11 protein-coding genes are annotated in these 11,874 nt (G+C 52.7%); 3 read left to right on the top strand and 8 right to left on the bottom strand.

Annotated features, from left to right (window positions below; genetic code table 11):
- Positions 1–163 precede the first annotated feature (163 nt).
- The 8 genes from EK22_RS03625 to EK22_RS03590 all read right to left on the bottom strand — a co-directional run bounded on the left by EK22_RS03625 (position 164) and on the right by EK22_RS03590 (position 9,379).
- On the bottom strand, positions 164–616 hold the full coding sequence (locus EK22_RS03625) for a nucleoside deaminase (protein ID WP_020157621.1): 453 nt from the start codon (positions 614–616) through the stop codon (positions 164–166).
- 3 nt (positions 617–619) lie between these two features.
- Entirely contained in the window at positions 620–2,899 is a 2,280-nt protein-coding gene (locus EK22_RS03620) for a diguanylate cyclase (RefSeq protein WP_036248165.1), read from the bottom strand.
- Between the two features lie 233 nt (positions 2,900–3,132).
- Positions 3,133–4,893 (bottom strand): bacteriohemerythrin, encoded by a 1,761-nt coding sequence (locus EK22_RS03615; protein WP_036248162.1) that lies wholly within the window; start codon positions 4,891–4,893, stop codon positions 3,133–3,135.
- Between the two features lie 388 nt (positions 4,894–5,281).
- The gene (sufT, locus tag EK22_RS03610) at positions 5,282–5,830 is read right to left on the bottom strand and encodes a putative Fe-S cluster assembly protein SufT (protein WP_036248160.1); all 549 of its coding nucleotides are present in this window, start codon (positions 5,828–5,830) and stop codon (positions 5,282–5,284) included.
- Positions 5,831–5,840: 10 nt separating this feature from the next.
- Complete coding sequence (locus EK22_RS03605; RefSeq protein WP_036248158.1) at positions 5,841–6,569, bottom strand: SDR family NAD(P)-dependent oxidoreductase; 729 nt, start codon at positions 6,567–6,569, stop codon at positions 5,841–5,843.
- Positions 6,560–7,240 (bottom strand): HAD family hydrolase, encoded by a 681-nt coding sequence (locus EK22_RS03600; protein ID WP_036248155.1) that lies wholly within the window; start codon positions 7,238–7,240, stop codon positions 6,560–6,562. Before EK22_RS03600 ends, EK22_RS03605 begins: the two co-directional genes overlap by 10 nt.
- 7 nt (positions 7,241–7,247) lie before the next feature.
- Complete coding sequence (gene ubiG / locus EK22_RS03595; RefSeq protein WP_036248152.1) at positions 7,248–7,955, bottom strand: bifunctional 2-polyprenyl-6-hydroxyphenol methylase/3-demethylubiquinol 3-O-methyltransferase UbiG; 708 nt, start codon at positions 7,953–7,955, stop codon at positions 7,248–7,250.
- A gap of 56 nt (positions 7,956–8,011) precedes the next feature.
- Positions 8,012–9,379 carry a TRZ/ATZ family hydrolase gene (locus tag EK22_RS03590; RefSeq protein WP_036248149.1) on the bottom strand — a complete coding sequence of 456 codons (1,368 nt, stop codon included), beginning with the start codon at positions 9,377–9,379 and terminating at the stop codon, positions 8,012–8,014.
- 60 nt (positions 9,380–9,439) lie between these two features.
- Between EK22_RS03590 and mtnA the strand changes: the two genes are divergently transcribed.
- Genes mtnA through EK22_RS03575 form a run of 3 tightly spaced genes read left to right on the top strand, consistent with a single transcriptional unit; the run spans position 9,440 to position 11,820 of the window.
- Positions 9,440–10,486 carry an S-methyl-5-thioribose-1-phosphate isomerase gene (gene mtnA / locus EK22_RS03585; protein WP_036248146.1) on the top strand — a complete coding sequence of 349 codons (1,047 nt, stop codon included), beginning with the start codon at positions 9,440–9,442 and terminating at the stop codon, positions 10,484–10,486.
- On the top strand, positions 10,473–11,192 hold the full coding sequence (gene cysZ / locus EK22_RS03580) for a sulfate transporter CysZ (protein WP_036248145.1): 720 nt from the start codon (positions 10,473–10,475) through the stop codon (positions 11,190–11,192). Before mtnA ends, cysZ begins: the two co-directional genes overlap by 14 nt.
- A 16-nt stretch (positions 11,193–11,208) precedes the next feature.
- A complete protein-coding gene (locus EK22_RS03575; protein WP_027147000.1) occupies positions 11,209–11,820 on the top strand; it encodes an inorganic pyrophosphatase in 612 nt (203 codons plus the stop codon).
- Positions 11,821–11,874: the final 54 nt, after the last annotated feature.

Below are 11,874 nucleotides of genomic sequence, written 5' to 3'. Positions count from 1 at the left end.
TCAAGCGAGGACTGTGCCATTTTGTATAAATATATAAAATTCAATAAATTATGAATTTTACTCAGGATCTGGAGTGTATGATTATGTCAGCAATGTGACAATTCAGGACAACAGGGAATGGCTGGCGAGGCAGCGGCCGATAGTGTTTTATACCGCCGGTTTTTTATTCCACGGCGATATCTTCGTTCCAGAGTTGAGGTTTTTCCTTGATTAACCGGGCCATCAGTGCGATGCAGCGAGGGTCGTCAAGCACGGCGACTTCAACGCCGTGGCTTTCCAGAAATGCAATGTTGCCGGCAAAGTTTTCCTTCTCACCGATAACGACGCGTTTAATGCCGAACTGAACAATGGTGCCTGCACACATCATGCAGGGGCTGAGCGTCGTGTATAGCGTGACGTCCTTGTAACTGCCGCGCCGTCCGGCTCGACGCAGGCAGTCCATTTCACCGTGCGCGATCGGGTCGCCTTCCTGAACGCGCCTGTTATGGCCCACGGCTAAAACCTGGCCGTTTTCAACCATAACCGCGCCGATCGGCAGGCCGCCTTCGTCGTAACTTTTTTGCGCCTGGTCGTAAGCCATGGCCATGAATTTCAGGTCTTGTTCGCTGGTCGTCATTTTTTAAGCCCTCTGTGTGATTACTCTATTTCTGCCTTGATCCTTTGCCTGATAAAGCGCGTCATCGGCTCGCTTGACCAGTTGCTCGATATCCATTCCGTCGCCTATTTGCGCGACGCCGAAACTGGCGGAAATCCGCCGCTCATGCTTGTAGTGGTGCGAGCTGATTTTTACTCTTAATTTTTCCGCCAGAATGGCCGCGCTCTCGGCACTGTTCTGTGGGCAAATAATCATGAATTCCTCGCCGCCCCAGCGCCCGAGTATATCAGTCTGCCGAATATGGCCTTTCAGGATATCGGCGATGCTGGTCAACACGGCATCACCGGTCAGATGGCCATGGGTATCGTTGATGGCTTTGAAATGGTCGATATCCAGCATAATGATACTGAATGGTCTCCGGTAGCGTTGATATAAATCGAATTGCTCCTGCAGAATGTCGTCGAGTTTAGCGCGATTGTATACCTGCGTCAGCTTATCGGTTATGGACAGTTTCAGCAGCAATTCATTCTGTTCGGCAATTTCCTTAAGATATTTGGCCTGCACGAAATTGCGGTAGAGCAGCAGGAAGCCGATAACGGCAATTCCGGCCACCAGCTTCCAGAGCAAACCGTAATCAGTGCCTTTTTCATACTTGACGGAGATCCATTTGTTGATAATGGTCTGGTGCTCTGCTGCGGGAATTGCGTTAACCATCTTTTCAAAGATCGCCAGCAATATGGGATCGTCATTACGCACGCCGATGCCGAGTTCAAACTTGTCATCAAATTTACCGGCAATTTTAAGCTCGCCGATGTAATGATTTTGTAAGGCATACCCGATGGTTGTCAATGAATCCAGAAAACCGAACAGTTCGCCTTGGGCGACCTTGTTCAGGCCTTCATCAAGCGTGTCGAATTCAATCAGATTGATGGTCGGATATTTATTTCGCAACAGCTCGGCAAAGGCATAACCCTTGACGATGCCCAGCTTCTTGTTGAGCACATTTTCGATGTCGGCGACAAACAGTTCATCTGTTCGGGTGGCGATAACCAAAGGCGAGTTCAGGTAAGGGCTGGTGAAATTCCAGTCTTTTTCACGTTCAGGCGTCGCTGCGACCAGCGATAACAGATCGCATTTTCGCTGTCTGGCAAATGCCAGCGATTGAGTCCAATTACTGGTCGGCACCAGTTCAATCGGGGTCGGTATCATTTGGCGCAGCAAATTAAAATAATCGGCGCTTATGCCAATATGCTGGCCTTGTTCAATTTTTTCATAGGGCATCCACTGCGGGTCTACGCATAACGTTATTTTTTCCAGGGATTGTATGTAGTCGAGTTCCTGTTTTGAAAACAGTGGCGTTTTCGATGCCGCGGCGGCTTCGAAGAAAAAGCCGTTGAGGCTGGCGGACGAATCGATCAGGTCTGCCGCTTTCAATACGTCAAAATTGTGCAGGACCAGGTTTGTATTGACAGAGCCTAGCGTTTTTATATCGGGCAAAATCAATTTCTTGATGATGTCGGCTTCATAGAGCAGCGCGTCCAGAGGCTTTTCCCGCGAGTAGTTGTTATAAATGAGTTCGGCCATTTCTTCCGTGTGACTCAGCGCATATTCCCAGCCCTTGTTGCTGGCGTCGATCAGTTTCTGCGTGCGTTGTCTGTAATGCTCGGCAGTTGAATAGGCGGTAAAAAGATTGCCGTGATAGGCGTTGATGCCATAGGCGGACGGATCAATGATATTGTAAGGCGTTTTCGATTGCCTGATCTGGTAGAGCTCATTCGACAGGAAGGCTGACATTGCATCTATATCGCCGCGAATAAAGTCAGCCGCATCGAATGAATGAGGAATCGCCTGAAAGTCATTAGCCGTCATGTTAAAGGCTTTTAACAGCAAGGCCAGGGAGCTGTTGCGCAACTGTTCTTCCGTGATCATGACTTTCTTGCCGATCAGGTCGGAAGGCGTCAGCAGCGTTTGCTTGCTGATGATAACCAGTGCCGGGCGCTTGAAGTAGTTCGCCAACAGCACAACCGGTTTGTTTTGCGCCTTGACCAGGGTTAAATCGGCATCGTTTATACCGTAATCGGCCTGGCCGTTTAAAACCACCTCGACGACGTCCATATCCGCTTCCCGTTCCTTTAACTCAACATCAAGGCCTGCTTCTTTGTAAAAACCTTTCTCTTTTGCCGCAATGAAACCGGCAAATTCGAACTGGTACTTCCAGCCAAGTTGAAGGGTAACTTTTTCTAACGGTGAAGAGGACGTTATAGAAGCAAACAGGGTCAAGAAAATAAAGATGGCTATTTTCAATTTAGATTACAGGCTGGCTGGGTAGGCATAAAGATAAAGTTTATCACTATTATCCTTGATATTGCGCGCGGGCGGTTTTTATCTTTCGCTTGCCGTGCCGGAGAGAAGGGTCGCGGGAAGGAGTCAATTGGCGATGATTGTCAGGCCGGAAGCGAGGCAGGCAGCAATAGAACCGTGTCGGCCAGGGGACCTCGCAGGTCATGGCTTCAAGATGGATCAGCCAGGGGCTGGCGCTAACCGGCCGGCAGATAAATTCTGAACCGGGTGCCCTGGTCTACGGTGGAATCAATGACGAATTCGCCCTGATGGTCCTGGATAATCTTATGGGAAAGGGATAGTCCGAGTCCGAGGACCTTGTCGGCGGGTTTGGTAGTAAAGAAGGGCTCGAAGATTCTGTTTTTTATCGAGTCCGGGATGCCTGTGCCGGTATCTTCAATCTCAAACCATAGCCAGTCGGAATTTTTATAACCGGTTCTGATGGTGATTTTGCCGAAGCCCTCGATAGCCTGGGCGGCATTAATCAATAAATTCATGAATACCTGAATGAGATCAGAGCCTATGCAGCGGACGGGCTTGATTCCGGCGTAGTCCTTGATAATCTCGGCCTTGTATTTGAACTCGTTGTTGAGGATGGTCAGGATGGAGTCGAGGTTTTGTTCAATATCGAAAGGCTCTTTATCGCGCTTATCATTACGTGCAAGGCTGTATAAATCCTGGACCAGTTTTTGGGCCCGGTCGGCATCTGCTATCGCCGCTTTCAACCGGCCATTCAAGTCATCGATTAGCGATGCCGGAGCCAGTTGCTTTTTAAGCGCATTGAAGGCCGCCACTTCGCTATTGTCATGCGGAAGCTGTCCGGCAAGGCGTTTGGTCATATCGGTAAGGCGGTTGATATTGTGTAGAAATTGTTTCAGGGTGTTCAGGTTGGAATAGACGGAATCCAGCGGATTATTAATTTCCTGCGCGATGCCCGAAGCCAGTTTGCCTATCGCGGCCATTTTTCCCGATTGTATCAAGTGCCCTTGGGCTTCAGTCAGCTTTTCTTTTAAAGCTCGCCGCGCCTCCTTTTCCCGGTTAAGCATTTCCCGGGTCTGCTGTAATTCCTCTGTCTGGTTCTTGACCATTTCTTCAAGTTGTTCGACGGACAAAGCCTGTGCCGCTTCAATCTGTTTGTGCCTGGAGATATTGGTCCCCCAGCCTGTGAAACCGGCAAATCCGTCATTTTCAAGTATGCCGGGTGCAGCGGTTTCCAAAATGGACAGGTAATTGCCTTCGTGAGACATCAAGCGATATTCAATCTGTAATGTTGAACGCTCCGCGAAAGCTCTGGCGTATTCCGCTGACAGCCGGTCCCGGTCATTCTGATGAACGAAATTCAGCCATACTGCCGCCGGGCATTCGCGCGCCGTAAATCCGGTGGTTTGCTGCCAGTGTTTATTGCAATACATGGACTGGTTGAGTTCATCCTTGAGCCAGATAAAGGCGGGCACATTGTCGGCAAACTCCCAAAAACGGCTGTCATTTGCCCGGGAGAGGTTACGGCAAGCGTCCTTGATGACATAGCCCGCGCCGGTTTCCTCGACGGATTGTTCGGCGCCGGCTACAGTTAATACTATCTGTTTGTCGACATTGATTATATGGTCGATAAACCAGTTGGTCAGGAAATCAAGCAGCTCAAGCGTGATTCTTTCCGGGGTGGACGTGCACCGAAGCTGTTCCTTGGCGATTTTTTTGATGAATGCCTGGTGTTTTATCTGATGTTCGAGAAAAAACGGCTCGGGATAGCCGTTTTGGCGCATGAAATGCTCTTCGGCATCAAAATGGTAATAGATGTAGGCGACCAGCTTATCCAGCGCCCTGAGGCGGATTTGATGTTCTCCATTTGCGGCAATGATTTCATTCAGGTTATTGATTAGTTTGAATATCTGCTGATGATGAGTATCAATTTCATCAATCCCGGTACTTAATTGGGTATCCCAAATAAATATTGCCATAGATCATAGAATAGAAATTTGAAGGCAATAAGCAAGTTACAGTACCCGATGGCTTTGTTCAATAATGAAAGAATTATAATTATGTCAGCAAATACTGACAGTCTAGCTCAAGCCTGGATTTAAAAAATCGTTTTTAAAAAGCAAATGCGACCGGTCCGGTGAATCCTTGGGAAAAGCAGGGCCATTGAAACAGTTGCCGGGAAGACTGCCGTCATGGCAGTTTTCCCGGCAGGCGCGCTGATTTTTGATGAAGGGACGCCAGTAAAACGGATATAACGGTAAGCATTAAAGGGTCGAAGTCGGGCGTAGACCGCCGTCATACGGAGCTGGCCGCGAATCCGGGAGTGGCGGAAAGGCAAAAAGCGTTAATTCGGGCTCGGGGCGTGCGTTAATACAAGCCCAGTTGCAGTTGGGCGACTTCCGACATCATGTCGCGCGACCAGGGCGGGTCGAGCACGATCTCCACATTGACATTGTCCACGCCGGGCAGTGCGCGTATGCATTTTTCCACGTCGCTCTGGATCACGGGGCCCATGCCGCAACCTGGCGCCGTCAAGGTCATCATGACGTGCACATCATTCAGTCCTTCGCCTGTCGGCGTGACCTTACAGGAGTAAACCAGGCCCAGATCGACGATGTTAACCGGTATTTCCGGGTCATAAACTGTTTTCATGACTTCCCAGCAGTTTTTCTCGACCGCCTCGGGGCTGGTTTCCGATACCAGGGTATGCAATTGATGCATATCCTTGCCCAACGCATCGGCATCAACGCCGGCGATGCGGACCATGTGGCCGTGCTCGGTCACGACGGTGTAGTTGTTGCCGAGAGACTGGTGGATGGTTACTTCGTGGCCTTTGCTCAAAGTTCCGGTGTTGCCGTCGGGTATGGTGACAACGTTGACATCGCGGGTTAAGACAACGGTTTCTCTTTCTGCCATAGTGATTCAGTTATAGGTTAAAAGTGCGGGCGTCGATAATCTGGCCGCTGACACCAAGACTCGCGGCGCTAAATAAATAGACATAAACAGGTGCCAGGGATTCCATGGCGGGCAGCTTGTGTTTGTCTTCCGCCGGATAAGCGCGCTTTCTTAGCGGCGAGTCAACAGGGCCGGGCACCAAGGTATTGACGCGGATTCTGTTGAAGCCTTCAAGTTCTTCGGCCAGAATGTTGGCCAGGCCTTCCAGTGCTATTTTCGACACGCCGTAGGCGCTTGAATAAGCCGGCGCATGTCTGGCGGACGAGTCGGAGGTGAAGACGATCGAGGCGTGCTCGCTTTTGTTCAGCACCGGCAGCAATACGCGGCTTAACAGGAATGGCGCATTCAGGTTGACATTCAGCGTGTGTCCCCAGTCCCTGGTTTTGGTGACTGCGATAGGGGAGAATGCGGTTAATTCGACTGCCGAATGCAGAACGCCTTGCAGGGAACCGTATTTGTCATCGATTCTGTCGGCCAGTTCCTGATAGTCGGCTTCATTAGCGCCGGCCAGATCGAAAGGGTAAATAATCGGTTCCGGTGCGTTGGCGGCCAGGATGGCATCGTAGGTCGCTTCCAGTTTGGCGATGTTCTTATCGAGCAGAATAATATGCGCGCCCTGTTTGGCCAGTGCCAGCGCCGCCGTGCTGCCCAGGCCTCCGCCCGCGCCGGTAATGAGGATGACGTGATGGGTTAGCGGCATGTGAGTGACTCGATCCAGGTTGGAATTTGTTCGGGCGATGCGATCAGCGCATCGGCGCCCCAGGTTTCCGGCGTGTCGCCCGGCTTCAGGTAGCCGTAAAGCGCGGCCAGCGTTTTCATCCGGGCATTTTTTCCTGCCGCAATGTCATGAATGGCATCGCCAATATAAACGCATTCCTGCGGCCGGACGCCGGCCTGCCGGCAAGCTTCCAGCATCGGTTCCGGATGCGGCTTGCTGTTGGCCGTGGTATCGCCGCTGACGATGCAGGCCGCTCTGGCGGTCAGCTTTAACGCCGCCATCAGCGGGTCGGTAAAGCGCTTGCGTTTATTGGTCACGACGCCCCATTTCAATCCCCGCGCCTCGATGATGCGCAGCGTTTCGGCCATGCCCGAGAAAAATACCGTGTATTCGGCAATGTTGCTCTGATAGTGGTCAAGCATGGTTTTCAGAATGGCCGCCTGAAGTTCCGGGTCGGTGTCGGCACCGACGCTCTCTCTGACCATGGCGCCGCCGCCGTAGGAGATAAAGGGGCGGATAGCCTCCGGGGCGACGGCCGTCAGGCCGTGCGCGGTCAATGCCCGGTTCAGGCTGGCGATCAGGTCGGGTGCGGTATCGACCAGGGTGCCGTCCAGGTCGAACAGCACGCAGGAAAGTTTGAAGTCGCTCGGCATCGGCACGTTACTCGGGGCGTCTGAACGCGGCGAGATAGTTGACATCGATATCCCTGCCCAGTCTGAAACGCTTGGTGAACGGATTGTATTCGATGCCCACCATGCCCTGCAGTTCGAGACCCGCATCACGGGCGGACTGGCTCAGTTCAGACGGCTTGATAAAGGTTTTGAAATCGTGCGTGCCTTTGGGCAGCATTCTGAGCACGTGTTCAGCCGCGACAATGGCCAGCAGATAGGCTTTCGGTTGCCGGTTCAGGGTCGAGAAAAACACCATGCCGCCGGGTTTGACGAGCCGGGCGCACGCGGAAATGATGGAGCCAGGGTCGGGCACGTGCTCGAGCATTTCCATGCAGGTGACATGGTCGAAACTTTCGGGCTGTTGCTCGGCCAGCGCTTCGGCGCTGATTTTCTGATAGTGCGTGTTGACGCCGGCTTCCAGTCCATGCAGATCGGCGATATCGATCAATTCCTCGCTGAGATCAATGCCCAGTGCATCGGCGCCCTGTTTGGCGAGGCCTTCGGTTAATATGCCGCCTCCGCAGCCGACGTCAACGATGCGCTTGCCGGCAATTTCAGCATACTGCTGGATGAACTGGATGCGCAGCGGATTGATGTCGTGCAGGGTCTTGAACTCGCCCTGCGGGTCCCACCAGCGTTCGGCCATTGAGCCGAATTTGTTGATTTCGTGCGGATGTACGTTCTCTGTTGCTGTCATCGTATGAACCGTGTGTTGGATGGCTATAGTGTACTATATTAGTAGGTTATTCGTCATTACTGGCCTAAGCGTTGCCGCCATTCGCCGATTTTCCGTTTTAAATCCGTTATATCGATCGTGGTCAGGTGGCGTTGCTTTAACAAGTGTTTGCCCGCTACCCAGACATCAGTGACCTGCTGGCGGCTGGCGGCATAGACGATCTGCGAGATCGGGCAATACAACGGCTGGGTTTCCAGTCGATCCAGATCGATGGCGATCACATCGGCGGATTTGCCGATGCTCAGCGAGCCGATTTCATGATCCAGGCCCAGAGCCTTGGCGCCATTGATGGTCGCCATGCGTAAGGCGGTCATGGCCGGGATGGCGCTGGCGTCATTGGCGACGGCCTTGCCGAGCAGCGCGGCCATGCGCATCTCCCCGAGCATGTCCAGATCATTGTTGCTGGCCGCGCCGTCGGTGCCCAGGGCGACATTGATGCCCGCCGCAAGACATTTGGCAATCGGGCTGAAGCCGCTGGCCAGTTTCAGATTGGATTCGGGGCAATGGACAATATGCGCGCCGGTTTCCGCGACCAACTGGATTTCGTCATCCGTCAGCTGGGTCATGTGCACAGCCATGAATGACGGGCTGAGCAGGCCCAGTTCATGCAGCCGCCGTAGCGGGCGCTGGCCGGTTTTTTGCTGCTCCTGTTCGACTTCGTGCAGGGTCTCGTGCACATGCATATGCACGGGCAGTTCCAGTTCGTCGGCAAATGTTCTGATCTTGCTCAACGGTTCATCCGAAACTGTATAGGGCGCATGCGGGGCAAACGGCGTTGAAATCAATGGATGGTGGCGGAGCTGGTCGTGCAGGGCCAGGCCTTTTTCGATATAGGCCTCGCTGTTTTCGGCCCAGACCGACGGAAAATCAATCACGATCAGGCCGACACTGGCGCGTATGCCATGATGCATGGTCTGCTGCGCCGTGATTTCAGGAAAGAAATACATGTCATTGAAGCAGGTCGTGCCGCCCAGGATCATTTCGGCAATGGCCAGGTCAGTGCCATCGCGCACGAACGCTTCGCTCATCCATTTCTGTTCCAGGGGCCAGATATGGTTTTGCAGCCAGTCCATCAGGTGCAGGTCATCGGCGATGCCGCGCAGTAAGGTCATGGCCGCATGCGTATGGCTGTTGATGAAACCGGGCAGCAGTGCGTGACTTTCCAGGTTTTCCGTTGTCGTACCTTGGTACTTCTGTCTGGCCATCGCTGTCGGCAACAGATCGATAATTCGGCCGTCGTCGATAACCAGTGTATGGTATTCGTATAGGGCGTCAGGCGCGCTCTCACGAACAGTCGCGCCATTGTCGGGAGCAATGCGCGAGGTTACGGATTCCGGCTCAACGGGTATAATCCAGCGCGCATGGATTACTGTGTCAACTATCATAGGTATTCCTGTTATTTAGATGCGGAATTATAACTTTTTTAACTTAATTTTTGATAAATAATGACAAGACAGACTAAATTGACTGTACAAGCCCTGCATTGGACGGGCGATGCTTTAAAAGTGCTGGATCAGCGCCAACTTCCCGAAAAAATCGTTTACGACGAATACCGCGATGCTGTCGGCGTAACGGAAGCCATTGCTTCCATGCGCGTGCGAGGCGCCCCGGCGATCGGCATTGCGGCGGCTTATGGGGTCGTGCTGTCGGTCATGCGGCATTATGCGGCCGGAGCCGACCTATGGCGGCAACACGTGGCGGCCGACTTCGACCGGTTGGCCCATTCCAGACCGACGGCCGTCAATCTGTTCTGGGCATTGGACCGGATGAAAGCGGCGCTGAATCAAGCGCAGGATGATCCTTTGGCGGCGGCGCTGGACTGCGCCGAAAAAATCCACGCCGACGATATCGCCGCCAATCATGCCATGGGCGAACTGGGCGCCGATATCCTGGCCGGCGCCAAGGGCATTATGACGCATTGCAATGCCGGAGCCCTGGCAACGGGCGGTTACGGCACGGCGCTGGGCGTTATTCGCAGCGTCTATCGGCGGAAGCCGGTCGCTGTCTACGCCGGCGAAACCCGGCCCTGGCTGCAGGGCGCGCGCCTGACCGTCTGGGAACTGGCGCAGGACGGCATACCGGCGACTTTGATCGCCGATTCGGCGGCGGCCTGGCTCATGAAATCGGGCGCAATCGACTGGATCGTTGTCGGCGCCGACCGTATTGCCGCGAATGGCGACGCAGCCAATAAAATCGGTACTTATTCACTGGCGGTGCTGGCCAGACAGCATGGCGTCAAGTTAATGGTGGCGGCGCCGACTTCGACGATAGACTGGAGCATAGAGGACGGCAGCCAGATCGAGATCGAGCAGCGCAATCCGAATGAATTGCTGGCGCCTTGCTACATCCGGGAGGATTCACTGGTCAGCGCCTGGAATCCGGTATTCGATGTGACGCCGGCCGAATTGATTTCAGCGATTGTGACCGAGAAAGGCGTGGTATTGAATCCATCTGAACACGGAATCAGGAGTTTAACGTATGCAACTAAGTAAAAAAGGTAATAATCCGGTATTGGCGGTCGGTTATTTCTTCAGAGGACTAAGATTATTGACCAACCCTCAACTGCGCGCATTCCTGATCATTCCGGTCCTGATCAATCTGGTGCTGTACAGTGTTGTGTTGGCGCTGGGGTATTTTTACGTCAGCGACTTGATTGATCAGTTTATTCCCGACTGGCTGCAGTGGCTGAACTGGATATTGTGGCCGTTGTTTTTTATCAGCTTTTTTATCGCCGGTTTTTTCAGCTTTACGGTACTGGCGAATCTGATAGCGGCGCCTTTTTATGGCAAGCTGGCGGCGAAAACACTGAGCATCATTACGGGGGAAGCCGGTGCCGGCGAAGAACAGCCTTTGGCTAAAGTCATGGTTGCAGAACTCAAGCGCATCGGGTATCTCGTCGTGCGCGCCTTGCCGTTGCTGCTGTTGTTCATTATTCCCGGCATCAACGTGATCGCGCCTTTTCTGTGGGCCTTGTTCGGCGCCTGGGGCATGGCGCTCGAGTACATGGCTTACCCGCTTGAAAACGAAGGCATGCTGTTCACGGAACAGAAGCAATTGGCCAAAAGTATACGCCTGGGCGCATTGGGCTTTGGCGGCATCACGATGGCGGGATTAACGTTACCCTTGTTAAATATTGTTGTGGCACCGGCTGCTGTTATCGGCGCGACTATTTATCTTCATGAAGTTAAACAAGACTAAAGACACGAGGTTGATCATGAATAGAGAATATAAAGCGCATCCCTGGCATGGAATCAGTCCCGGCGATAGCGCTCCGTCCGTTGTTACGGCATTTATCGAAATCGTCCCGACCGATACGGTTAAGTATGAAATCGACAAAGTCAGCGGTTATCTTAAAATCGACCGGCCGCAGAAGTTTTCCAATACGGTGCCGGCGCTGTACGGCTTTATTCCGCGAACTTATTGCGCTGAGCAAGTTGCCGAGTTTGCGGCCGTAAGGTCCGGCAGGACGGTTATCAAGGGTGACGGAGATCCGCTGGATATTTGCGTGTTAAGCGAGCGCACAATCACGCATGGCGATCTTATTTTGCCGGCTATTCCTATCGGCGGGTTTCGTTTGCTCGATAAAGGCGAGGCCGACGATAAGATTATCGCGGTTATGAAGGACGATGAGTTTTATAGGCAATGGCGTGATGTATCAGACTGCCCCGTGTCTTATATCAACCGCCTGAAACATTATTTTCTAACCTATAAAAGTCTTCCCGAAGAAAACAATTCCTGCGAAATAACCAATATTTACGGGCGGGAAGAGGCACATGAGGTGATTAGCAAGTCCATGGCGGACTATGAAAATCATTTTGCCCGATAAGCGGTTTTTGCGTTTCAAGGCCGGATTTAATGGCGTTTTTCCATTAAATCCGGT

The sequence above is a fragment of the Methylobacter sp. BBA5.1 genome, assembly GCF_000746145.1.
GTDB lineage: Bacteria > Pseudomonadota > Gammaproteobacteria > Methylococcales > Methylomonadaceae > Methylobacter > Methylobacter marinus.
The sequence above is the reverse complement of the archived record's forward strand: the minus strand, read 5'-3'. Positions and strand labels throughout refer to the sequence as shown.